The sequence below is a fragment of the Paraburkholderia sp. A1RI-2L genome (assembly GCF_048957375.1).
GTDB lineage: Bacteria > Pseudomonadota > Gammaproteobacteria > Burkholderiales > Burkholderiaceae > Paraburkholderia.
Genome location: NZ_JARBTA010000006.1, coordinates 69,682 through 93,676, shown reverse-complemented (window position 1 = coordinate 93,676; position 23,995 = coordinate 69,682). Strand labels below are relative to the sequence as shown.

The following is a 23,995-nucleotide window of genomic DNA, read 5'->3' as shown; positions in this document are numbered from 1 at the left end:
CATGATGCCAGTCGACTTCGCGCTGCTCGCGCAGCAATGTGCCCCGGCCGTCTATCCGACCACCCTGCAGGCGCTCGTCAAGACCGAATCCGGCTTCAATCCCTTCGCCATCGGCGTGGTCGCCGGCCACCTGGTGCGCCAACCGCGCAACCGCGACGAGGCGGTGGCGACCGTGCGCGCGCTTGAGGCGGCTGGCTGGAACTACAGCGTGGGCCTGGCCCAGGTCAATCGCGCGAACCTGCGGGTCTATGGCCTTACCCCTGAAACCGCGTTCGATCCGTGCGCGAACCTGCGCACGGGCGGCGCCATCCTCGCCGACTGCTACACCCGCGCGGCCGCCGGCGGCCGCGTGCCCCAGGATGCCGTGCGTGCGGCGCTTAGCTGCTACTACAGCGGCAATTTCACGCGCGGCTTCAAACCGGATGTGGGTGGGACGAGTTATGTGCAGCGCGTGGCTGCGAACGTCCCCGATAGCGAAGCCAGCGCTGCTGTCGTGCCCCCGATCGCCGTCGTACCAGAGGGCAAGGCACCCGTTGTGCACACGGCATCGCGCGCAGCAGTGCACCCGGCCCGTGTGTGGCGGGCCGATGACTCAGTGAGCACCGACACCGGGGCCGACCACGCCCAACAGGTCAATCACCATCCCGCCTGGGACGCCCTGGGCGATTTTTAACGGAGCAGCCACATGAAGAAGATCCTTCTCGAACCCGTGACCGGCCGCGCCGAGGCTTTGGTGCGTTTGCGTGGCAGGAATGCCGGGCGCATCGGCGTCGTGGTCATGTCAATGGCCGCCCGCGGAGCCCGGGCGGGCGGTGGACTCGCAGCGGGCACGTCGGCGGCCAACACCTTCACGCTATGGTTTTACGGATTCTGTGGCGTGATGGCCGGTTCGTATCTGCTGTGGGTTGGGGTCCAGTGCTGGTCCAACAAGGCCGACTGGATCCATGACTTCGGCGGCGGCATCGCGAAGGTGGCCGGCGTGGGTTCGGCACTCGTGCTCGCCGGCTGGGCGTTCGGACTCTTCGCCTGAATCACCATGGAAGACGAACGCACGCTGTACCCCTCCTACGCGGGTCTGAACCGTACCGCGATGATCGGCGGCGTCCCGATGTTCCCGGCGCTGATCATCGGCTGCACATCGCTGATCACCAGTATGGTCGGTGGGTTCGTGCTCGGTCCCGGCGGTCTGTTGATCGGCTCGGCTGGTGTGCCCGTCTTCCTGTTTTTCCGGCATGTCTGCGAGACAGATGACCAGGCACTGCGCCTGACGTGGCTGGAATTTCGCTGCTGGCTGGACCGCCGTCGTGTGTCGGTATTCGGCAGGACATACACGCTCGCACCGATGCGGTATGGCCGCGACCTGAACGTGTACACCTGCTCGTTTTCGCGCGGCCGGGACCTTGAGCGCTTTGAGGCGCTGCGTCAGCGCCTGCTTGCGCAGGCAGAGGAGGACGAAGATGAATGACCTCAATCCTGTGCCGTCGTCAGATGGCGCTGCCAGTGCGTGCCCGCCCATTGTGGGCCACACCATGATGATTGGTGCTCCGGGTTCGGGCAAAACTATGTATGACGTGTTTGGCCTGATCGCGGAGCAGCGCCGTCGCATTCGCGGCGCGGACGACGCGCCGGCCGCGGGAGACGAAGCATGCGCGTGAGCAACGAACTGAACCGGCTCGTTGCGTCCGCGGAGGACAAGCTGCCGCGCATCGGCCGTCCGGTGTCGGAAACGGCGACGAGCATCGACAACGGCGGCGCTTTCCTCGTGATGCGCGTGAGCGGCGTCCCATTCGAATCGGTGAGCCGCGGCGAGATCGAAGCACGCTACGACAGCTGGAACCGTCAGCTGGCAGCGATGACGCTGGAGAGAGGCAATCGCCTGTCGCTGTGGAGCACGTTTCGCCGGCGCAACATCTCGTTCGGCGACGAGTACCGTTTCTGCAATCCGTTCATCCAGCAGGCCGTCGACAAATACCTGCAGCGTTTCCGCAGGCACGATCACTTCGAGAACAGTTTCTACATCACCGCGATCCTGCAGGGCGACGACCTGGACGAGACGGTACGCGAGCTCGAGGAGCTGGGCGAGGGGCTGATGAAGGCTCTCGTTGCCTACGATCCTCAACTGCTCGAAGCATATGGGCACAACGGCATCCTGTTCTCGGAGGCGTATCAGTTCATTGGCGAGCTCGTGAATGGCGTCGATGAGCGTGTGCCGGTCACGCACGCAACCGGACGCGACCTGATCCCGACGTCGCACCTGCACTTCCACTACGACACGGTTGAAATTCGCACCGATCGCTCAACCCGGTTCGCGGTCTGTTACGACCTGAAGGATTTCCCGAAGGCCGGCTGGGGGCAGACGAATCCGCTGCTATCGCTGCCCGTCGAATTCACCCTCACACAGAGCCTGGGCTGTCTGAGCACAGCGGAAGCGACGAAGGCGATCGAAGACCAGATCAATCACTTGCGGTCGGTCGAAGACAAGGCGAAGCACCAGATCAAGGAACTGGAAGATGCGGTGGCGCTGATCGCCGGTCGGGATCTCGCATTCGGCGACTATCACGGTGCACTCGTCGTATACGGCGACACGCCGGAGAAGGCAATCAGTAACGGCGCATACGTAACGAGCCGTGCGCTGAACGATTGCGGCTTCAAGTTCGTGAAGGCGACGGCATCGGCACCGTTCACGTACATGAGTCAGGTGCCGGGATTCAGGACGAAGCCGCGTCCGATGCCGAAGTCGACCCGCAGTCTTGCGTCGACGTTCTCGATGCATACCTATTCAGCGGGCAAGGCCCGCGGCAATCCGCTCGGCGACGGCACGGCCCTGATGCCGGTGCAGACCGTCGCGAAAAGCCTGTTCAGCCTGAACTGTCACGCTTCGCGCCTGGATGAGGATAGCGTGGGTGAGAAGGTTGCCGGCCACACGCTGATTCTCGGCTCGACCGGCACGGGCAAGACCACCCTCGAGACGATGCTGCTCGCCTTCCTCGAGCGGTTCGACCCGAAGATCTTCGCGCTCGATCTCGATCAGGGTCTGCGGATCTTCCTCGAGGAGATGGGCGCTGTCTACTACACGTTGCGCGAAGGCGAGCCGACCGGTCTTGCACCGTTCGGCCTGCCCGAGACGAAGCGCAACCTGGCGCACCTTTACGACCTGGTGGGTGCCTGCTGCCGCGACGAGAACGGCAAGCTCAGTGCTGACGACCAGCGGCAGATCAAGCACGCGGTCGACACGGTCATGAAGCTGGAGAACATCGAGCACAGGACTTTCAGCCGCCTGCTGGAGTCGATCCCGGATACGGGCGACGAGAACGGTCTGTGGGTACGTCTGAGCCAGTGGTGTGGTGCAACTAACGGTCGATTCGCGTGGGCGCTGGACAACGTACCGGATGCGCTGACGAACATGACTGACGTGCGCCGAATCGGTTTCGATGTCACTGACTTCCTGAAGAAAGACTATGCCGCCACAGAGCCGGTGCTTGCACACCTGCTGTACCTCAAGGACCAGATGCAGAAGAGGGGCGGCCTGCTCGCGACGGTGATTGCCGAATTCTGGCTGCCGGCCAGCTACCCCACGACGCAGGAGCTGATCCGCAAGTCGCTCAAGACGGGCCGCAAGGCAGACGAATTCCTGATCCTGGATTCGCAGTCGCCGGAGGACGCAATCCAGTGCCCGGTGTTCGCTGAGATCCGCGACCTGACGGCGACAAAGATCTATCTGCCGAATCCGGACGCGACGCGCGACGGTTACAAGCTCCTGAACCTGACCGATCGCGAATTCGACACGCTCAAGAGGCTGTCGAAGGAGTCTCGCACGTTCCTGATCAAGCAGAGCAACCAGTCGGCGTTTGCAACACTGGACCTGGGCGGCATGAACGACGAGATCGCGGTGCTTTCCAGCACTCTGGACAACGTTGCGATCTGGGAAGAATGCACGCGCGACGCACATGGCGACACGGACCTGCGAATGCAGCTGTTCCAGGCACGCCGCAAGGGCAAGCGCGATCGCAAGCACGAGGTCGAACCTGTTGAGGAAACCGAATGAAGACGACACTCGGTCTTCACCCTTCAGCGGCGATCGAGCCAGCGACGCGCGAACAGCTCAAGGAGCGGGCGGACGAGCCCGACCGGCGCTGGTACCGGCCGATTGTGCCGCACAACCTCGACGTGCTGGCGATGGCTTGCCGACAGTAGTAGTCCAGCTTGGGAGCACGACGATGAAAATCATTCGCAATTTGACGGGCGCCACATTGATCGCGGCCACGTTCTCGATGCAGGCAGCGCACGCGCAGGGTGTCCCGGTGATCGACCTGCAGGCGATCGCGCAGGCGATCTCGACCGTCAAGCAGCTGGAGCAGCAATACAGCCTGCTCTCGGACCAGTACCAGTCGACGATCGGCAATCGCGGCCTCGGAAACCTCTTCAATGACCCGTCGCTGCGCAACTACCTGCCGGATCAGTGGCAGTCGGTCTATGACGAAGTGAAGAGCGGGCAGTTGAACGGAATCAGCGGCCTCGCCAACAGTATCGAGAGCCAGGAGGGGATGACTGCGTACACGCCCGGCCAGCAACGTCTGAACGATACCCTGGCCGCCAACAAGGCTATGGCGATGCGCTCGTATCAGGCGTCGATCGACCGGCTGACGAACATCCAGCAGCTGATGCAGCAGTCGAACTTCACGCAGGATCCGGCGGCGAAGGCCGATTTGCAAAACCGGTGGGCGGCAGAGAACTCGTCGATCAACGCGGAAAAGATGCGCCTCGATCTCGCGGCGCGACTTCAGGATGCCGAGAAGGATTTCGCGCAACAGGCCGCCCATAACGACATGCAGCAACGGCTGAACGGCGACGACAACGCCGATCAATAACGCGGAGTGCGACCATGCAACTGCAGATCTTTACCGAAATGTTCAACTCGTTCGACCAGAACGTGCTGAACACGATTAATACCGGATCGGCCCGGATGATCTCGCTGATCAGTCCGCTGGTCGCTGCCTGCTTTAGTCTCTACGTCCTGCTCGTACTCGTGTCGTACTGGCGTGGCCACAACGACAGCCCGATATCCGACTTCCTGCTAAAGATGGCAGGGTGGGCGGCTGTGCTCACACTCGGGATGAATATCAGCTACTACAGCGAGTACGTGGTGCCATTCTTCAATGGCCTCGGGGACGATCTGAGTAGTGCCTTGATGGGTGGCAACAGCCTGAGTAGTGGACTCGATACGCTGTTGAATCTCTACATATCCGCTATCAAGAGCATGTACAACGGATTAGGCGTTACTGATGTTGGTCTGTTCGTCGAGGTTTCAGTGCTCGCACTCTGCATCCTGCTGGTCGGCGTACCATTTCTTGCCATTGCGGCGGCCTACATCATCCTTGCGAAGTTCGCACTTGGATTGCTGCTTGCGCTCGGGCCCGCGTTCATCGTTGCGGCGCTGTTTCCCCCCACACGGCAATTTTTCCAAAACTGGGTTGGGCAATGCCTGAACTATGGTCTGCTCGTTGCGCTGTTCGGTGCGGTGGGTGCAATCGAGGTGAGCTTTATGACCTCTGTGCTGCCGAAGAGCTTCAGTGTCAGCGATGTCATGTTGACCTACACAATTGAAGGAAAGATTATCGCTGCAGGGCTGGTGTTCATCGTGGTGTCGCTGAATATGCCGTCACTTGCATCGCAACTGGCAGGTGGCGTGGGCATCTCCTCGATGGTTGGTAAGCTCGGTAACGCGGTCAGCGGAGCCATGAGGGCGATGAAGATGATGGGTGGTTCCAGAGGTGGCGCATCGTCAGCGTCCACTAACTCGATCGGCCGTGCTTGATCTTGACTACTACCAGGAGGAATCGATGAGGGCCATCCGATTTATGACCGCGGCAGTTGTGGTCATTGTGTCATTGACACAATTCGGTTGCGGTAAGCATGACGGCAACGAATTCGTGGGTACATGGAAACGCGTCAGCCAGAACGGCTGGTTCGAAGTGAACATTGCCCGAAATGGTGATGGAGACGACTTCTACGTTTCACACAAGGTTCCCAATCTCGGTGCCGACGGCGAAGCGGATAAATGGAAAATCGTGCGAGAACCAGCAGTAGCGCAGGACGGAAAGATGGTTGTAAGTGGTGGGGTTCCGTACGTCATCACGATCGACAAGGCAACTGGACATCTTGTTGTTCCCGGCGCCGAGTTTGAACGCTCGAAATAAATGATGGGCCGTCCGTCCGAGCAGCCAGCGACGGCGGGCAGTACCCCCCAATTGGAGGTCGACATGAAATTCATCGTCGTGCTTTTCGGCGCCGCGCTGCTTGCTGCGTGCTCGTCGGCGCCAAAGCCGACGCAACCTGAGGGGCCGTGGATGCCCGTCAACCATGCGACACAGGGGAGTGCACCATGAAATGGATGTCATGGAAGCGGGCGCAGGCGCAGGCTGAGCCAGTCGCGGTTGCAGCCGACGGCAATTGCGCGACCGCGCTTCAGCACATTGCGGCGAAACTCGCCGACGCCGATCCGCGCGAGATGGCGCGGATGTATTTCAGGGAAGCGCTGTCGTTCGAGAAGTCCCGGCAGCAGCTGCAGGAAAACATGACGAAGATTGCATGGCGCGTTGCGGGCGGGGCCATGTTCGTCGCACTTATTTCTTTTCTTGGCTCGTCAGCCTTAGTACAACTAAAGAGACCATCGCCACCGGTGATCATCAAGGACAACACCGCGACCGGCGACGTGCAGGTGATTGATGTCGCGCACAGCGGATCCGTGACATTCGGTGAACTCGAGGTGCGGGCAGCACTGCGCGCGTATGTCAAGCTGCGTGAGCAGTACGACTGGTACACGATCCAGGATGCGTACGACACCGTGACGCTGATGAACTCGCCACGCGAGCAGGAGTTGTACGCGGCGCTCTACAACCGCAAGAACTCGCCGCAAAACGTGCTCACCGACAAATATCGCGTGATCGTGCGCCCAGGTGCGATTACGTTCGTTGGATCGACAGCGCAGGTGTTCTTCTCGAAGACGATGGTTTCTTTATCGTCGCAGGGCGGCGCGACGCTGGCACCGCCTAAAACCGAATACTGGGTCGCGACCATCACCTACGAGATAGGCGATCTGCCGACCCGCAGCGACGAACAGGAGCTCAACCCAACGGGCTTTCGTGTCACCAGCTACTCGGTCGACCGCGACTGGACGCGCAGCGCCACAGACGGTGTGACACCGATGCCGTCCGCGGCCACATCGTCCCAGTCGGCACCGTCGAATGTGTCCTTGAGCGCACCGCCCCGAGGGGCCAACCCATGACCATCCGGTTCCCGAAAGCGCTTACTGCACCGTCGATCGCTGCCGCGCTATTCGGCCTGTCGCTACCGGCTGTCGCCGAAGTCGTGCCCGGTGCGTGCGGCAGGGATCGGCACATTGCGTGCGCCGTGTATGACCCGAATGAGACGTACCGGATCGCCTATCGCCCGGGCGAGGCGACTGTCCTCGTCTTCGAGAGAGGCGAAAAAATCGACGGCGGCGGCATGGGCGACGGTAAGGCATGGACGGCTGGCCCAGCCGGCAACGGCTTCTTCTTCAAGCCGAAGGCACCGCAGGCGGCCACCAACCTGATTCTGCTCACGAACAGACGTCGCTATGTGCTCAAGCTGGTCCCGGTCAGGAGGCATGAGGAGGCAGTCTGGTCGCTGACCTTCGATTATCCGGACACGCGTGCAAAGGCGTCGGCGGCGGCCGCGGTGCGCTCGGCCGAAGCGCGGGCACTGCTGGCGCAGACCGTCAGGACGCCTGGCGTGGGCAACTTCAACTACGACATGCATGGTGACACGACACTCGCGCCAACGGCGCTGTGGGATGACGGCCGCTTTACCTACTTCGAGTTCAGTACGAGCCGCGACCTGCCGCAGATCTATCGCGTGTACGGGGACGGCAAGGAAGCGCTCGTCAATCCTGATGACGTGCGCGGCCCCGTGCTGGTGGTGCACGACACAGCGGAGCGCTTCAACCTGCGCGTGGGGCACGCCGTGCTCGGCATCCGCAACAACGCATACCGGCCAGACGGCCAGCTGAACCCGACAGGCACGACGATTCCGGGCACGGTGCGGCTCGTGAAGCAGAAGGAGGCGGGCGGTGAGTGACGAGATCAATCTGAACGGTCCGAACCCGGCGAACCCGACGCCGGTCGAGCCCGCCGGCATAGGCGAGCGCGGGGTGCCGGGCATTGGCCGCACGAAGCGCAAGAGCCCGTTCCGGATGCTGCCGATCGTCATTGGGATGGTGCTGGTCCTGTTGTTCGGCGCGATCGCAGTGGGCGTCGCGATCAAACGGTGGTCGGCGCAGCATCACGCCGAGTCCCAGGCGGCAAGGGCGGAAGCGGCAAAGGACAAGCCATCAGATGACCGGCACGACTTTGCGCGCGACAAGGCAAAGATCGAAAAGCAGCGGGCAGAGGAAGCGGCGATGGCGTCGGAAGCGGCTGCGGCCAGCGCGGTGCTTGCTACACCTGCGCATGCGAACGCAGCCAGTGCGGCGAATGGAAACGGCGCTGCCGCCGGGACCACTACGGCGACGGCGGCCAGCGCGGTCGAGACGCCGGCGCAACGCAAGCTCGATGGCGACGTGCTGCTCACCGTCAAGGATGAGAAGACGCCCGACGCGGCAGCCCCTGGTGGCACGACCGGGTTGACCAGTTCGCATGCCGGATTTGCCAAGGATGGACTGGACAGCAAGCTGCAGCCATCGAAGCTGGAAACGGTGAAGGCGGAACTGATGCCGTCGCGTAACTACCTGCTGATCGCGGGCACCACGATCCCGTGCGTGCAGGGTGCGGAGATCGTGACCGACTACCCGGGCATGACCACCTGCCACGTGGCGAAAGACGTGTACTCGGCGAACGGCAAGGTGCTGCTGGTCGAGCGCGGCTCCGAGGTCGTGGGCGAGCAGCGGCAGGCGCTGATGCAGGGTCAGGCGCGGATCTTCGTGATCTGGACGCGGCTGACGACGCCTCACGGCGTAAAGGTGCAACTCGATTCGCCGGCGGCCGATGCGCTCGGCGGCAGTGGCCTGCCGGCCTACGTCGACAACCACTTCTGGACGCGGTTTGGCGGCGCCATGATGGTCAGCCTGATCAGCGATGCCGGTCAGGCGCTGTCGACACTGGCCGCGAACGCGGGCAGTAGCGGGATCCAGTTTAACAACACCACGAATGCCGGCGGTGAGGTAGCGGCCGAAGCGCTGCGCCACACCATCAACGTGCCGCCGACCGCGTATTCGCAGTACGGGTCGATGACGACAATCTTCGTTGCGCGCGATGTGGACTTCTCGGACGTGTACGAACTGGCGACGCCTTGATTCATTTAATTCGGAATGCATATGAGCATGCAATACGACGACAGTCTTACCGTACGCAGTCACCTCAAGACACTCGGCATCGCCGCAATGCTGGCGATTCCCGGCGTCACCGAGTTTGCGATTAACCGGCCTTATGAAGGCTGGACCGAAACGCGCGACGGTTGGCAGCGTCATGATCTTCCGAATGCGTCGCTGGAAATGCTGAACCAGTTCGCACCGGCGCTGGCCATCTACAACAAGGCGAAGCCGCCGCTATCGGCGGCCGAGCCGGAAAAGCCCGTGCGCCTGCCCGACGGCGAGCGTGGCCAGATCGTGATTCCACCGGCGTGCGAGCCGGGCACGGTGTCGCTGACGATCCGCGTGCCGAATTCAACGCGACTTTCGGTACAGCAGTGGTCGGACGCCGGGCGGTTCGCCAGGTTCCGGGATGTGGTCCGGGACACCCTGGGCGGTAGGGGCGCAATGACGCAGGGCGAGATCGACGCGTCGGCGGCACGGGCGGGCTCAGAGGGTATGGACGTCAGTCGTGCCACTGCGGTGTTCAATCCGTCCCGGGCGCTGGGCGCGTATGGCCTCGCGCGCTTCCAGCATGAGATGCTCGACTCGCTCGCACAGCGCGATGTCGTGCGGTTTCTGAAGCTGGCCATACTGAACCGGCTGAACATCGTGCTCGTGGGCGGCACGGGCTCCGGCAAGACCACGCTGATGAAGGCGCTGGCCGACCTGATCCCGATCATTCCGCGCGAGGCGCGTCTGGCGACGATCGAGGATACCCACGAGTTGCCGTTGCCGCTGCATCGAAATCACGTTCACCTCTTCTACAGCGAGGCGATTCCGGCGCGACGCCTGGTGAAGGCGACGTTGCGCATGAAGTTCGATCGCGTGCTGCTTGCGGAGTTGCGCGGCGACGAAACATGGGACTACCTGACGCTGCTCAACACCGGGCACCAGGGCGGGTTGACGACGGTGCACGCGAACGACTCGATCGCGACGCTCACGCGCATCGCCACGCTGGTCAAGCAAAGCCCGGTCGGCCAGACGCTGCCATTCGATTACCTGATGCGCGAGATCCGCACGACGGTCGATGTGGTGCTGTTTATGGAGAACCGGGACCTGACGGAGATCTGGTTCGATCCGGTCACTAAAAGCAAGCTGCTGCGAGGTGATGCGTGAGAGCGCGACCGAACGATTCCGGCATTGGTGACAGTGGCGTGCACACGGGCGGGGAATCGCTGGAGCGGCAGACACACGCGGCGGCCGACCGGCTGGCGAGCCAGATTCCGGCCCTGTGTGATGCGCGCGGCGCGCTGCCGGCCCAGATGATGCTGGCCCAGGAACTTGGGGTAAGCCGTGCCCTGCTGCGCGAGGCGGTCACCCAACTGGTCGCGCGCCGCGAACTGCATGTCGCGATCCTCGCCGCGAGTACCAACCCGTTCCTGCAGCAGCTGACGTGTCTCGTGCCGCCGCCGGAGGAGACGGCCGATCCGGACGCGGGCGCGCCCGCGATCTCCGACGGCGAGCCCGATGGTGAACATCAAGCGCTCGTGCTACTCGAGGCCGCCATCCATAACGGTGATCCTGCGGTCGCCCATGCGGGCGTTGTACGCCTGAATGGGTGGGATCTGCCACGGGAGCGGGATGCGTATGGTCATCCGGAATCAGTGGGAGCGTCAGCATGAAAGCCCGTCTCCTTGCTGGTGGCTTGCTTGGCATTGTGTCCGGCGCAGTCGTGTTCGCCGCCGGCCGTCTGCTTCATCTCGACGCGATCAGCGATCCTGTCGAAATGGGGGCCGTGATTGCTCTCGTCGTCGTGACGTGCGCGTTGTGGGGCGTGTGTGCGAGCGCCGTGCTGATAAAAACCGCGACGCTTGCCGACCGGATCATCGCGGCCGGTCTGCTTGCGCTGGTGGTTCTGATCGGTCTCGCGGCCACCGGCCAGTACGTTGGCGCGATGCTGTTTGCGAAGCTGGAAAAGCTGCCGGACTCCGCAATCGGGCTGTGGACGCTGCACGACTACTGGCGCGCCTTTGGCGATGTGAAGGCGGTGAAACGCTCGCTGCAGATGGCGACAGCGGCATCGGTCATCGTGCCGCTTGTGCCGGTAGCGGCGATCGTCGCGGCGCTGGTCATGAAGCCGAAGCGCGAACTGCACGGCGATGCCCGCTTCGCCTACAGCTACGAGGTTCGGCGATATGGCCTGCTCGATGAGGCCAACGGGCGCGGGCGAAACAGGGGCGGCCGCAAGGGCGATCACCGCGACCCGTCGATCATCGTCGGGCGGTACAAGGGCAAGTACCTGACTTTCCGCGGAACGGAGTTCGTGATGGTTGCTGCGCGAACGCGTTCACGCAAAGGTGCAGCCATTGTGATCCCGAATCTGCTCACCTTTCCGGATTCGGTGGTCGTACTCGATGTGAAGGGAGAGAACTACGACCTGACGTCGCGTTACCGGCAGGCCTGCGGCCAGCAGGTGTTTCGCTGGGCGCCATTTGATCAGACTGGCTACACGCACCGCTGGAATCCGCTTTTCAGGATTGCGAAGAGTGCACCCTTCGTGCGGGTCGGGCGCCTGCAGGCAATCGCAGCGCGCCTGTATCACACGACCGACGGTCGCAACAAGTTCTTCTATGAGCAGGCGAGCGACCTGTTCATGGGCCTTGCGCTCTACCTGATGGAGATGACGGGTGACTGTACGTTCGGACAGGTGTTGCGGCTCGCGACCACGCCCGACAAGAAGGTGCGTGAGCACCTGTCGGACCTGATGCAGGACGAGCCGCAGAAGGGGGTCCCGCTGTCGGGCGACTGCCTGGGCGCGCTCTCGCGCGTGCTGGCCTCGCCCGACGAGACGATGCTGAACATTGCTGCGACGTTTAACGCCGGTCTGCGCCTGTTCAGTAACCCGATCGTCGACCAGGCGACGAGCGCATGCGACTTTGAACTGGACCGCGTACGGCGCGAGCTGGTGTCGATCTATGTTGTGCTGCCGGTGCGTGAACTTGCCGTCGCGAGCCTGCTCGGCAACCTGTTCTACACGCAGTGGATCGAGGACAACCTCGACATGCTGCCGGGCGAAGATCCGACCATCAAATATCAGTGTCTTGGCGTGGGGGACGAATTTACCGCGCTCGGTCGCATCGAGGTACTCGACAAGGGCAACGCGTTTATCGCGGGCTACTGGATTCGCCTGCTCACGATCCTGCAGTCGAAGGCGCAGCTGGAGCCGAACGATCTGTACGGGCCGGCCGGGGCGCGCACGCTGATCACCAACCACGCAGTGCTGGTGGCGTATGCGCCTGGCAACCAGCAGGATGCGAGGGAACTGTCCGAGACGCTGGGCACGTTCACCGAGAAGGCAACCTCGAAAAGCCGGAATCACGGCCGCAATACGTCAACCGGCACGAACACGTCGGATCAGGGCCGCGCGTTGATGCTCGATCAGGAACTGAAGCGCATGGAGCAGGACCAGGAAATCGTGCTGGGTTTCCAGCGTCCGATCCTGTGCGAGAAGGCGACCTATTACGAGGATGACCTGTTCATCGACCGCATGCGTTCGGTCAGTCCGATGCTCGCCGCAATCAGGAAGCGCCTGCCCACCGAAGACGAAATCAAGGCGGCCTGGCGTGCCGGTGAGCTGCGCGCGAACGGCATCCCGACGCACAACCCGGGGACGTATCACGCGGCGCTGTCCGCGAGAGCCGCTGGAGAGATCCGTCTTGCACGTCAGGCCGGTGCGAAGCCGTTGACCGCGGCCGAGCTTCTCGCGCTCGACCAGCGCACACCCGGGCCGCTCGCGACCGGCATGGCACTCGCGGGCTTCGAAGCTGACCTCGCGGAGCTCGGCGTCGTGATGCGCGAGGACGTGCACGAAATGCTCGCGGGCCTCCGCATCGATTTCAACTTGGCAGGCGGGGATGACGCTGTCCGGGACCGCATTGAACCGGCGCTCGCGTCTGTCGCGCCGGCGGACAACGAAGCAAAGGAGGTATCAAATGGCTGACCCGAAAAGGCCGAAAGGCAAACGGACGTATCTGGACGTCCCGTTCAGGGAGAAGGACGTGGCGTCCGCGCTGGGCGCAAGGTTCGACCGGCGCTCGAAAAGGTGGTATGTGCCGCGCGGCACTGAGGTGGCGCCCTTTGCGCGGTGGATGCCAGCGCATGAGCAGCAGGCAGCGCAGGACGCCGGGCAGGCACCCGGAGTAGTGCGCGGGCGGCCACAGGCGCTGTTCGGCAGTGAAGCCGACATCGAACGGGAAGCCGTTCGGCTGAGTGAGCTGATGGGTCAACCGCTCGATGAGTCCCGCGCGTTCGTGCTGGACTCCCTCCAGGCCGCCGCGGAAAAGGCGGGGCTGGAGGCACGGGACCGGTTGCGCGCGCAGGGTGCCTCCGCGTTCGAGATGATTGACGGAGTGCGGGAAGCCGGTGTCCGGGCGCGGCACCAGTATTTCGCCGACCGGCAGCATCTTTATGTACCGGGCGCGCGTGCTGGCCAGCACGCTGCAAAGCCGAAGCTCGACGACGCGGCGCTCGGGCGTCGCTTTCGCGAAATGATCCAGTCGATTACCACGGCGGTCACGCTGCACGGCAACGAGGTCAACCAGATGCTGGCACTCGAGCAGCGGCTGGAGTCGATCCATCGTGAAGCGTGGCGCAAGTCCGGCAACGCTGTTGATGGCGAGCGCGCGATCGGCGGGCAGATCCGCAACCGCACCGGCTTTGCGGCGGAGACCCTGCCGCCACGGGCGGCTGAAGCGCTAGGCAAACTTCGTGATGAAGCGGGCTTGAGTCCGATGGGGATCGACGCGCGAACGCCTGCACACGACGTGACGGATTCAGACCCGGTGGACGATGCGCCTCCAGTTGAAGGGTCAAGCGTCGCGCCGCAACACCGGCATCGCCATCGCGAGCCAGAGAGAGGCGACGGCGTTGCCACCTTCGCGGACATCGCGGAAGCGTTTGGCGCCGTGGAGGCGATGCCTGGATCCGCTCGTGCACAGGAGGGCGGCACAGACTGGCCGATGATAGTCAAGGATGTGGCCGACTTCCGGGGGCTGACGGGGCGTATCAGCGAGGAGTTCGCGAGAGGCAGGACCGCACCTGAAGTCGCTGCCGCGCTCGATCAGGAGCTTGCGTTTCTGTCGCCGGCCGCCCGCGAGCCGTTCGTGACCCACGTGCGTGAAGCACTCGAGCGGCCTGTCGATGCATCAACGGTGCGATCCCCGGCGCCGCAGGTGCAACCGGGGGTCAAGACGGACGGCGATGCCGTGACTTTTGCCGATGTCGCCGATGCAACGGCAATCGACGACGCAATGCGCCGTGGCATCCCGGAAAATGCCGTGCCGGGCAACCAGGACGGCGCTCGCCCGACGGTCAACGCGGCGGTGGAGGACGAACCCGTTGTTCAGCCCGGCCGCGCTGCGAATGATACGTCGATGACGCCGGCGGTGTCGGGCATGATCGACACGCACATCGGACGCACGCAGACGCCCGCGCAGAATGAACCGGACGCAAGAAATCCGGCAAACGACCCGGAGCGCCCGGTGTTCGACTCCGTGTCAACGCAGGATCTGGAGCGCGTGCGCACGGTGCGCGACGGCGAGCGGGCGGCCGCCGGGCGATTGTTGCGCGAGCAGGGCAGACCAATATCAGGGCTGCCCGCTGGCGCCGCCGGTGTAGCGGCAGGCTCACACGAGGATGGCGTTGCGCGTATCGTCGACAGCAGAGACAACCAGATCGGCGTCGATCCTGCCTCACGCAAGCCGGTTGTGACGATAGACGGCTACGACGTTCCCGCCCACGTCGCCTCGCGCTACATGGTGAAGGATGGCCGATTCTGGAAGCTCGACGGCGTGGAGGCCGGGTTGGGTACGTCGTCGGGCGCGCACCCGGATCCGACCGCGGCCACGCAACCGCACTTCGAGGACGTGGGGGCTCGCCTGAACTCCCGGCAGAACGATCGCGCAACGATTGCCGACATGGTGGCGGTGGCGAAGGCCAAGAACTGGGATTCAATCGTCGTGCGCGGCAGCGAAACGTTCCGCCGCAACGCGTGGATCGAAGCGTCCCTCGCGGGTGTGGATGTAAAGGGCTTCAAGCCGGCCGAAAGCGACGAGGCATTGCTCGAGGCCGCGAAGCGTGAACGTGCAGCGCTAACGATCAAGGCCGGAACGTCGCCCGCGCCGGATGTCGCGCAGAAGGCGAACCCTGCGAAGGAGAATCCAGCGGCCGCGCCGTCAAAGCCAAGACCGGAAGCAGCGGCCAGCGCTGCGCCGGCTGCGGCGGCACCTCTGCTGGGTCCTGTTTGGGATGTTCCGCCGTCACAGCGCGCTGCGCGTTTCTCGCCTGCAGCGGACATGCCGGCATCGCCCACGCCTGAAGCACTCAAAACCGTCGCGCAGCTGCGCGAAGTCCTGGAAAAGTCGCTTGAGCGGGTACCGGCGCGCATGCGTGCCGAGGTGATTCACCGGTTCGATGCCCGCGTGCAGGCGGGCACGGAGATCGAGGCCCGGATTGCACGCGGCGAACTGGGTCGTGACGCCGGCCCGGTCGAGATCGACAGGCGTGCGGCCGAGTTGCATGCGGCGTGGACGGCACCAAAGGCCGCACCTGCATCGGGTCCGTCGAACAGCCCGCTGCCCGCGCAAGCGCGGACAGGCGGCTCGGCGCCGAAGATGATGTAAGTGGCGGGACTCCAAATATTGATGAGGATTGCAAAATGAGTATGGCTATCGTGAACTGCTCAGGTAACGTCGGCAAGACTACCGTGACGCGCGAACTGCTCGCGCCAAGGCTGCCGTCCATGTCGGTACGCCAGATTGAGTCAATCAATACGGATGACTCGGCCGGCCCGAAGGTCGAGGTGATGATTGCCGCGCGCTTTGATGAACTGCATGACGAGCTGATGCGCGGCCGTGATCTGCTGGTCGATATCGGTGCCTCGAACGTCGAGGAGTATCTCAACCGCCTCAATGGTGCCAAAGGGGCACAGGAGGATTACGCGTGCTTCATTGTGCCGGTCGAACCGGAGAGCAAGCAGATGAAGGACTCCATGAAGACGATCAACATGCTCGCGGATCTCGGCGTCGAGCCTGGGCGCATCCGTGTGCTGCTGAACAAGGTCGATCTGGTCAGGAGTGAGGCCCGCGAAGTAACGCTGCGCCGGCACTTCGGGCAACTCTTCGAACTGCATGAGCGCAAGCGGACATTCGAACTTGATCAGGCAGCGCTGATTCCACGGAACGACGTGTTTACGCTTGCGGCGGCCGCCGGTCGTACGATCCACGATATTGCGACAGACGGGGTGGACTACAAGGCGCAGCTTATCGACGCTGCGAGCGCCCCGGAGAAGGACCGTCTCGTGAGGCTGGTTGGCCTCAAGCGCAAGGCGCTGTCGATCAAGCCGTTGCTGGATCAGGCGTTTACTGCACTGATGGCAGGGGTAGATGCATGAACGAGCCGACGCCGCAGCCGGATCACGCCGGGCGTGCGTCTGAGCGCCTGGGCCAGGTGATCGCCACGATGCCGGCGTCGAACGAGCTGGCCGTGCTCGCGGAGATCCTGATCGAGCAGATGAAGGTCGTGGATGCACAACGCCATGTTGTCGCGCTGATGGAGTCCACCGACCAGAAACTGACCGCGACGGTACAGGCGCTGCGCGAGGAGAACACGCAACTGACGAAGTTGCTCACGCAATCACGCCAGGCGTTCATCGGCGAGGTGGCCGCGAAGGCGGCTGATCAGGCGCGACGTGCGGCAACCGCGGATGTCGTGGACGAACTGGCGCGGCTGCGGGCTGCCGTTGAATCGCGGGGTCGCGTCGTACCCACGAATCCGGCAGTCGCAGCAACCGGTTCGCTCGTCGCCTGCATGGGAATTGCGTTCTGCGCGGGCGCCGCGCTCATCTGGGTCGTTGCCCGTCTGGCACACACGCTCACCTAGCTGAAAACCACCGCGTCTCTTCGAGGGCAGCGACACACACCGTGAGTCGCAGTCGCCCTGATGGGAGGCTGGCTCGCAGGCGCCGTATTGAGGAGGAAAGCGATGGAACACCCGTTCATTGGCCGGAAGGTAACGAGGAGTCACGCAATGAAACGACGATCGATAGCGGCTGCGCTGTGCAGCGCGGCCCTCGCCGGTGCGATCGCACCGCAAACGGCGCTTGCCGAGGATAACGAAAATGCGTGCGGGGCGGTGCTCTGCCTTGCCGGCCTGATCCTGGGAGGCTCCGGCGGCAAGAGCTGCGCCGAATACGAGGCAAACTACTTTTCCATCGTGCGCTTTCACAACGGGCACTTTGACCTGAGCGGCACGGCCAACGCACGTACGGATTTCACGAACCAGTGCCAGTCGGTCGGGAGCGACGTGAAGGGCCCGGTCAATTCGAAGTACGGTGCGGTCCAAAACGGACCCTGAGCGCCGCGCACCACCGGCATCAATCCACCGCTACGGATCAGTTTCGCCATGAGCACAAACGAACCTCACGCACTGACTGAACCCGCACGCCGCGGTCGTAAAAAAGCGCAGAAAGCGCTCGGCAGACCCGTCAGCACGCGGCTCACCGACGAGCAATGGCAGGTCTTCAACGAAAAGGTCGAACGTTCCGGCATGAGTCCGTCTGTTTTTTTGCGCGAATGCATCCTGACGAACCGCACGCAGATCGTCGCGCGCCCACCCGCGTCCGTTGAGCGACAACGGATCATGTACGTGATCAACAAGACCGGCAACAACCTCAACCAGCTGGTCCACGTGGCGAATACGGCGCGCGTGGCTGGCCAGCTATCCGAATCCACGTTCGTCGCCCTGGTCGACGAACTGGAGTTGATCACGCAACTGCTGAAGGCCCATCTTCATCGTGTTGATTAGAGTGGACGGCCGTCACGACGGCGTGAAGCAGTACCTCGAGGAAGGCCGCAAGGTTGGTCGCGACCTGGATCGTGATGACCTTGATGAGCGCGTGGTGCTCGCCGGTGATCTCGACCTGACCGACGCAGTGATCCAGTCGATCAACGCCGCACCCGGTGTCGAACGTTACTTGTCTATCACGCTCTCCTTCAAGGAGGATCACGTCGCCCGGGAAACGCTGTTTCAGATCGTCCGGGAGTTCGAGGCGTTCGCGCTGCACGCTTACCGCCCGGACGAATACAGCTTCTATGCCGAGGCACACCTGCCCCGGATCAAGAGCTATGTGGACCAGCGGACTGGCGAACTGGTTGAGCGCAAGGCGCACATCCACATCGTCATTCCGCGCTGGAACCTGCTGGCTGAAAGGCACCTGGAACCGCTTGGCTACGTGCGCTCCAACCTGAGCTTCATCGACGCGTTCCAGGAGCATGTCAACGCGCAGTATGGCCTTGCGAGTCCGAAAGACAACCGGCGCACGCAGCTGACCGACGCATCAGAAATGATCAGCCGCTACCGTGGCGACCTGTTCCGTGCGAACAGTCGCGAGCTGAAGGAGCAGATTCTCGACGCGGTGCTGGATCGCCAGATCGAGACCCATGCGGATTTCATGGCGCTGCTGCACGAGCACGGTGCCGTGCGCATGCGCAATACCGGTCTCGACAGCGCTTATCCGAATGTGAAGCCGGCCGGCGCCGACAAGGGCGTGAACCTCAAGGAATACGTCTTCACGCCTGAATTCATCGTACTGCCGACCGCCGAAAAGCTGCATGCGCTGTCGGCAGATGCGGCCGACCGTTATGAGGCGGGTGTTGCGCCCAGACGCACACCAGCGCACATAGCGGCCGTGCTGGATGAGTGGTACGCGACCCGCGCGCGCGAAGTGAAGTATCTCAACAGCGGTAGCCGTCAGTACCAGCGTTATCAGGAATCCTCTCCCCACGACCGCGAGCTGATGCTTGTGGATCTTGAACGCGGCTTTTACGCACAACATCTGAAGGCACATCATGAACGAGCAGACGACTCCCTCCCAGGCCTCGACGGACACCTTCACAGAAGCGGACGCGCATTTGAATTCGGCGCCCAGTCGCCCGACGCAGTCGACGGGACAGGCGCGCGCGAATCAGAACTCGACGCGCCCGAACCCTTCGATGATGGATACGGCGGCCTCGATGCCGAGTTTGACCTTATCCCAGGTGGGGCGCACGCGGCGCCCGAACCCTTCGACGCTGTGCGAAACGTGCCCGGCCGCCCTGTGGACGGCATCGGACATCGATCTGCAGTGCTATTGCCGCATCATGCGTTTCACCAGCTGGAGCCAGACGGCGCCGTATCCGCGCACGGCCTGCGACGGGCTGCAGATCGCGATGGAGAGCCTGCCGCGCAACGAGTAGGGCACGCAGCCCCCTCAGTCAGCGGGCTGGACGCGTACAACCGTGCGCTTGAGAGGCACTATGCGTTCGGCGATCCGTTCGACAGCCTGCCAATGATGCAGCCGCATCCGGCACGGACACCATCCGGCATGTCGCCGCCAGGCTGGTTTTCCGGCAACCGGCGAGACGCGTTTCCAGGCCGGTTCGACTCGATCGACGCGTCGTTCGGGTTCGAGGCAAGCGGGCCAATCCTGCGGACGCCGCACGCATTCGCGGTTGATGCTCCACCGTACCGGTCGCGCCGCTCTCGCACCGACGACGCCACGTATGCCACACCGCGGCACACTGGCCGCGTCTCGGACAGTGTGGTCTCGCAACTCGCGCGCGAGCTTCGGCAGCGTGATGAGTCAGGTAGTCAGCACACCGAGTTTCGTGAGATTCGCCAGGGTCTTGACGCCCGTCGCCTGCTTGCCGAACTGTCGCACACGCACGGCGTGCGGCCCGCGAAATATGCGGTCACGACGGGCCGCGACGGCGCCGATCGCATCCGCGCGGGCTCGCGCAATCTCAACGTGTCGGACTTCCTGACTAAAGAACTGAATCTGTCGTGGCGTGAAGCCGCACCATTGCTCCGCGCAGTGTATGAGCGACAGCAGGCCGGTGAGCCGGCTCCGGCTCCGCGCGAGCTGCCGCGCGCGGCACTTTGGCGTGAATACTCGGTCGCGCGCGAAGCGCATGTCGTGGCCCGTAGCGATGCGTGGCTCACACAGCGCGCAAATGAACAGTGGCGCCGCGCTGAGATCCGCGCAGCGTTCGACGCCAGGCGCGCGGAAATCCGGCAGGATGTGCGACTCACACCGGCTGGCCGACGCGCGGCGACGTCACTTGCACGCGCGGAGCAGCTGGGCCGCGACGACGCGCTGCGGGAGTCGATCGCACGCGAGCGGGCGGCACTCAAGGAAAAATTCGGAGCCGCAGGCGGCCCGAGCTTTTCCGGCTGGCTGCGCACGCGGGCGGAGCAGGGCGATGAGCGCGCGCTCGAGGAGTTGCAACGCACTGCGGGCCCGGAGCGTGTATCGGGTGCGGTCGAGGTCAATGCCGACCCCGGCGGCGAAGCCTTCAATGTGATCCGGCCGAACACGCCGCAGCGTCACGCACAGGACGAATACAACGCGATCATTTTCCGCTCGCCTGGTCTGTCCTGGTCGGTCAACGAACGTGGCCACGTCACCTATCGGTATGATGGCCGCGACATTGTTCGTGATCGTGGCACCAGTGTTCAGGTGCTGCAGGCGGAGCGGTCCGTCATCGAAACCGGGCTGCGGCTCGCGCAGGGCAAGTTCGGCCGCACGCTCGAACTGACTGGCGACGACGCGCACCAGTTGGCGGCCGCGAGGGTGGCCGTGGACGCCGGGCTGAGCGTGCAGTTCAGCGACGAGCGACTGAACCGGGCGATGGACCAGTATCGCCACGCGCGCGTCGACCAGCAGGTGCAGGACGTGCTCGGCACACCCGGTGCCCGCCCACCCGCCGATCCACTGCCACAGCCGCAACCCGATCGACCGGCACCGGATTGGCCGAAGCCCTCCGACGACGGTAAGCCGACCCTCTGATGCTCGATCGGCCACAGCCCATTTTCTGGAGAGCTCAGGGCGTTCGACTGGCTCGTCTCAGTGGAATCGATAGCCTGGGATTACGGAGCGCGCGTCAATGCCTGCGAGCGCGCCGTTTCCAATACCATTGCGCATCGCTCCGCAGTGATGTCCCGCTGGATGGACAGCGCCCGGATGCAGGCCACGCCTACGGTCGGCGACCAACGCCGTTTGTTGCTTGCCGCCTGAGAGTCAGCCGGAGTATTGCTGATTTTTGCTAGCCTGGTGGAAGCCATTCGCGTGTGGTGCCTACGACCTGACAACGGCCTGGGGCCTCGACGACGACATCGTCGATGAAGTCATCGCGGTGTTCCGCCTGGCGTCGCGTGTGTATCAATACCCGGATACACTGGGCTACGGCCCACAGTTCGAAGCCATTGTGCGGGAGTGGCGGCCGGAGCTCGTCAGCGCGTGAGGCATCGGAAGACCCGGTCCCGAAGATTCACGTTGCCGGGCCATGAGGCGTGTCTGCAGCCGGCAGCGCGGCTAGCGGGCTGATCGCACGCCAGAACATGCCAGCCGGTGAGTCACACGATGGAGTGCACGCATGTCGGGATCCCTTGACGATGAAGCCCGTGTCGAGCTGCTGTGCTTTCTCGTGGTCGGTCAGCTCTTTGCCTTCGCGCGTGAGGGCACGTGGCTGCGCACCGATCACCTGATCGGTCCGGCAGGAAAGTGGCCGTCCGTTTCCGCGGGACGATCCGGATCTCCACAAGCTGTTCAATCTGAAGACCGGCTGGTTCCTCGATTGCCGTTCGCCGGTCGTCCAGCGCATTCATGCGCTCTGCGCTGCGCATCTGAAGTACGGGGCTGATCGTGGTCGCCGCGAGCGACCATGACCATTCAACCATTCCACTTTGGGCAGCCGCGCGCCAGGGGCTCACCACCGTCGCATAGCTTGATGGCCATTGGTGTACTTTGCGCGCGCTCCCGTGTCTTGCGCCTATCCTGGCGTTGATGGCGTCCGATTTTACGTTTCTGCGCCGATCGGCGGATTGGATGCTACAGATGGCGACCGGGGCTGTTCGTTGGGGCACGATCAGTCCCCCGGCAGAGTCTGCGAGACCCGCGTGTAGCCGCGGCTCAGCAGGACATCCCGATTTATGGCAAAATGCCTTCAGTGTTTGGGCATTTTGCGCGGAGGGGCCATGGCCACTGTTGAATACCGACCCACTGGGCGCGTCAACCCGCGCCATACCGAATTCTCGCTGCTGGGCGATCTGCTCCAGGCCCACATCCGGTCCGGGAACGATCTTGCCGCGCTGGCGACCGAGCGCGTCGGCGTGGACGTGATCGACCGTCTAGGCGAGCATGGGCTCAAGGCCGACGAGCTGCTCTTCATCATTCCCCGTCGGACGCTCTCGCATCGTCGTCAGAATGGCGAGCGGCTCTCGACCGACGAGTCGGACAAGGCCATCCGCCTCGCCAGGATCGTTGCACAGGCCGAGACGGTGTTCGGAAACCCGGAAAAGGCCATGAGCTGGCTCCGCGGCAGAAAGAAGCGATTTGCCGGGAAAACGCCGCTTGAGATGGCGGCAACCGAGCATGGTGCACGGCTTGTTGAGGATGCCATGGTTCAGATCGATGAGGGATACTTCGCCTGATGGAGTTCTGGAGGATCAGTAACTACGCGGACCTTCGGGGAATCGGCGGATTGCGGGCGCCTGGCCGGTGGCATCACCGGGGGCAGCCGGTCGTCTATCTCGCGGAAAACCCCGCGCTCGCGCTGCTTGAGACGATGGTGCACCACGAATTCGGGTCGCCGCAGGCGTTGCCAGATAACTATCAACTGCTGTGCGTGGAAATTGCCGGGGATGTTGCGATTGCGGAACTCACGGCGAACGTCATCCCTGATGACTGGCGCGAGAACGCGGACTGGACACAGGCCGCCGGCAGCGAATGGCTGGCGGGAGGGCAGGAGCTGCTCCTCAAGGTTCCGAGTGCAATACTTCCTCGTTCGTACAACTATCTTTTCAATCCTCTTCATCCCGGCGCTGCCTCAGCGGCGATCGCGGAGGCGCTGAAAGTGCCATACGATCCGAGGATCCGGGCAATCCTGGGCGACAGGTAATCTCGATCATCTGACGCGAGTGAACCTCGTCCCGGCTATCCTGGCGCAGGACGCATCGTAACCGGAGGGACGGCACAAACGCTCTGTGCGGCTCCTTCGTCCGGCAGTTGCGTTACTGCGTGCATGTCGTCGAAGTTTTCAGGGGTGAAGCAAATGTCTCCGCACTGCGCAGAGAATTGAACCGGACACATCGGCAGATGCCGGCCTTCATCGAAGACGCGCTTTAGCAGGAGGTCGCTGCCTGGAGGGTCGTCTGCTTCTCAGCTTTGGAACGGATTCGATCGTCTCGCCTTCTACGCGTCCTTGAGCCAGGGCATTTCCACGGGTGACACCACCAGTTGTCTGGACTCGCGTTCCAGTTCGAAGATAAACCCGATCAGGATCATGGAGTCGGAATAGGGAATCGGGAATACGTGAGGATTCTCTGCGGCACGCAGCGGGCGCGTGGGCGTATCCGCCGTCGTTGCGGCGTTCTCGCGGACGCTTTCCAGTTCGTCAGCCATAGCCTGCCCACTTACTTTCAGGACACGGCTACGCAGGTCGTTGAAGGGTTCGATGCGCGCCCCGTCTTCGTTGTATTCGGGCACTTCGTAGATGAACCAGGACATTTGCCTCTCCTGAAAAAGGCAGCCATTCTAGCAGTGGCAAATTCGTGACCTGCCTGACTTCTTCG

The 23,995-nt window shown here is 63.3% G+C and carries 26 protein-coding genes; 25 read left to right on the top strand and 1 reads right to left on the bottom strand.

The window, feature by feature from the left end; genetic code table 11:
* Position 1 precedes the first annotated feature (1 nt).
* The 25 genes from PWP93_RS35435 (at position 2) to PWP93_RS35315 (ending at position 23,322) form a co-directional block, all read left to right on the top strand.
* A complete protein-coding gene (locus tag PWP93_RS35435) occupies positions 2-673 on the top strand; it encodes a lytic transglycosylase domain-containing protein (RefSeq protein WP_421048170.1) in 672 nt (223 codons plus the stop codon).
* A 12-nt stretch (positions 674-685) separates the two neighbouring features.
* Positions 686-1,030, top strand: coding sequence for a hypothetical protein (locus PWP93_RS35430; RefSeq protein ID WP_421048169.1), 345 nt, complete (start codon positions 686-688; stop codon positions 1,028-1,030).
* A 6-nt stretch (positions 1,031-1,036) separates the two neighbouring features.
* Positions 1,037-1,465 (top strand): VirB3 family type IV secretion system protein, encoded by a 429-nt coding sequence (locus PWP93_RS35425; RefSeq protein WP_213309089.1) that lies wholly within the window; start codon positions 1,037-1,039, stop codon positions 1,463-1,465.
* Between the two features lie 180 nt (positions 1,466-1,645).
* Entirely contained in the window at positions 1,646-4,045 is a 2,400-nt protein-coding gene (locus PWP93_RS35420; protein ID WP_421048168.1) for a transporter, read from the top strand.
* Positions 4,042-4,194, top strand: coding sequence for a hypothetical protein (locus PWP93_RS35415; protein WP_421048167.1), 153 nt, complete (start codon positions 4,042-4,044; stop codon positions 4,192-4,194). The genes PWP93_RS35420 and PWP93_RS35415 overlap by 4 nt, the downstream gene beginning before the upstream one ends.
* A gap of 23 nt (positions 4,195-4,217) precedes the next feature.
* Positions 4,218-4,868: a type IV secretion system protein gene (locus tag PWP93_RS35410; RefSeq protein WP_421048166.1), complete on the top strand. Its 651-nt coding sequence runs from the start codon at positions 4,218-4,220 to the stop codon at positions 4,866-4,868.
* A gap of 14 nt (positions 4,869-4,882) precedes the next feature.
* Positions 4,883-5,815, top strand: coding sequence for a type IV secretion system protein (locus PWP93_RS35405; protein ID WP_421048165.1), 933 nt, complete (start codon positions 4,883-4,885; stop codon positions 5,813-5,815).
* On the top strand, positions 5,808-6,197 hold the full coding sequence (locus PWP93_RS35400) for a hypothetical protein (protein WP_236597023.1): 390 nt from the start codon (positions 5,808-5,810) through the stop codon (positions 6,195-6,197). Before PWP93_RS35405 ends, PWP93_RS35400 begins: the two co-directional genes overlap by 8 nt.
* A 63-nt stretch (positions 6,198-6,260) precedes the next feature.
* Positions 6,261-6,386 (top strand): hypothetical protein, encoded by a 126-nt coding sequence (locus PWP93_RS35395; protein ID WP_280530706.1) that lies wholly within the window; start codon positions 6,261-6,263, stop codon positions 6,384-6,386.
* A complete protein-coding gene (locus PWP93_RS35390) occupies positions 6,383-7,285 on the top strand; it encodes a virB8 family protein (RefSeq protein WP_421048164.1) in 903 nt (300 codons plus the stop codon). The genes PWP93_RS35395 and PWP93_RS35390 overlap by 4 nt, the downstream gene beginning before the upstream one ends.
* Entirely contained in the window at positions 7,282-8,118 is an 837-nt protein-coding gene (locus tag PWP93_RS35385; RefSeq protein ID WP_421048163.1) for a TrbG/VirB9 family P-type conjugative transfer protein, read from the top strand. Before PWP93_RS35390 ends, PWP93_RS35385 begins: the two co-directional genes overlap by 4 nt.
* Positions 8,111-9,331, top strand: coding sequence for a type IV secretion system protein VirB10 (gene virB10, locus PWP93_RS35380; RefSeq protein ID WP_421048162.1), 1,221 nt, complete (start codon positions 8,111-8,113; stop codon positions 9,329-9,331). Before PWP93_RS35385 ends, virB10 begins: the two co-directional genes overlap by 8 nt.
* A gap of 21 nt (positions 9,332-9,352) precedes the next feature.
* Positions 9,353-10,504, top strand: coding sequence for an ATPase, T2SS/T4P/T4SS family (locus tag PWP93_RS35375; protein ID WP_421048161.1), 1,152 nt, complete (start codon positions 9,353-9,355; stop codon positions 10,502-10,504).
* A complete protein-coding gene (locus tag PWP93_RS35370; protein WP_421048160.1) occupies positions 10,501-11,010 on the top strand; it encodes a hypothetical protein in 510 nt (169 codons plus the stop codon). The genes PWP93_RS35375 and PWP93_RS35370 overlap by 4 nt, the downstream gene beginning before the upstream one ends.
* Entirely contained in the window at positions 11,007-13,328 is a 2,322-nt protein-coding gene (locus PWP93_RS35365) for a type IV secretory system conjugative DNA transfer family protein (protein ID WP_421048159.1), read from the top strand. Before PWP93_RS35370 ends, PWP93_RS35365 begins: the two co-directional genes overlap by 4 nt.
* A complete protein-coding gene (locus PWP93_RS35360; protein ID WP_421048291.1) occupies positions 13,321-16,008 on the top strand; it encodes a DUF5710 domain-containing protein in 2,688 nt (895 codons plus the stop codon). The genes PWP93_RS35365 and PWP93_RS35360 overlap by 8 nt, the downstream gene beginning before the upstream one ends.
* Before the next feature lie 35 nt (positions 16,009-16,043).
* The gene (gene stbB, locus PWP93_RS35355) at positions 16,044-16,778 is read left to right on the top strand and encodes a StbB family protein (protein ID WP_213309080.1); all 735 of its coding nucleotides are present in this window, start codon (positions 16,044-16,046) and stop codon (positions 16,776-16,778) included.
* The gene (locus PWP93_RS35350; RefSeq protein ID WP_213309079.1) at positions 16,775-17,266 is read left to right on the top strand and encodes a hypothetical protein; all 492 of its coding nucleotides are present in this window, start codon (positions 16,775-16,777) and stop codon (positions 17,264-17,266) included. Before stbB ends, PWP93_RS35350 begins: the two co-directional genes overlap by 4 nt.
* Positions 17,267-17,413: 147 nt before the next feature.
* Positions 17,414-17,740 (top strand): killer protein, encoded by a 327-nt coding sequence (locus PWP93_RS35345; protein ID WP_421048158.1) that lies wholly within the window; start codon positions 17,414-17,416, stop codon positions 17,738-17,740.
* A 48-nt stretch (positions 17,741-17,788) separates the two neighbouring features.
* Complete coding sequence (locus PWP93_RS35340) at positions 17,789-18,190, top strand: plasmid mobilization protein (RefSeq protein ID WP_421048157.1); 402 nt, start codon at positions 17,789-17,791, stop codon at positions 18,188-18,190.
* Between the two features lies 1 nt (position 18,191).
* Positions 18,192-21,212 (top strand): LPD7 domain-containing protein, encoded by a 3,021-nt coding sequence (locus PWP93_RS35335; RefSeq protein ID WP_421048156.1) that lies wholly within the window; start codon positions 18,192-18,194, stop codon positions 21,210-21,212.
* 253 nt (positions 21,213-21,465) lie between these two features.
* A complete protein-coding gene (locus PWP93_RS35330) occupies positions 21,466-21,666 on the top strand; it encodes a DUF7673 family protein (RefSeq protein WP_213309075.1) in 201 nt (66 codons plus the stop codon).
* Positions 21,667-21,798: 132 nt separating this feature from the next.
* Complete coding sequence (locus tag PWP93_RS35325; RefSeq protein WP_421048155.1) at positions 21,799-22,065, top strand: hypothetical protein; 267 nt, start codon at positions 21,799-21,801, stop codon at positions 22,063-22,065.
* A 334-nt stretch (positions 22,066-22,399) separates the two neighbouring features.
* Complete coding sequence (gene parS, locus PWP93_RS35320) at positions 22,400-22,855, top strand: type II toxin-antitoxin system Xre/ParS family antitoxin (RefSeq protein ID WP_213309073.1); 456 nt, start codon at positions 22,400-22,402, stop codon at positions 22,853-22,855.
* Positions 22,852-23,322 (top strand): RES family NAD+ phosphorylase, encoded by a 471-nt coding sequence (locus tag PWP93_RS35315; RefSeq protein ID WP_213309318.1) that lies wholly within the window; start codon positions 22,852-22,854, stop codon positions 23,320-23,322. Before parS ends, PWP93_RS35315 begins: the two co-directional genes overlap by 4 nt.
* A gap of 293 nt (positions 23,323-23,615) precedes the next feature.
* Here PWP93_RS35315 and PWP93_RS35310 read toward each other — a convergent pair whose 3' ends face one another.
* On the bottom strand, positions 23,616-23,930 hold the full coding sequence (locus PWP93_RS35310; RefSeq protein ID WP_421048154.1) for a helicase: 315 nt from the start codon (positions 23,928-23,930) through the stop codon (positions 23,616-23,618).
* Positions 23,931-23,995: the final 65 nt, after the last annotated feature.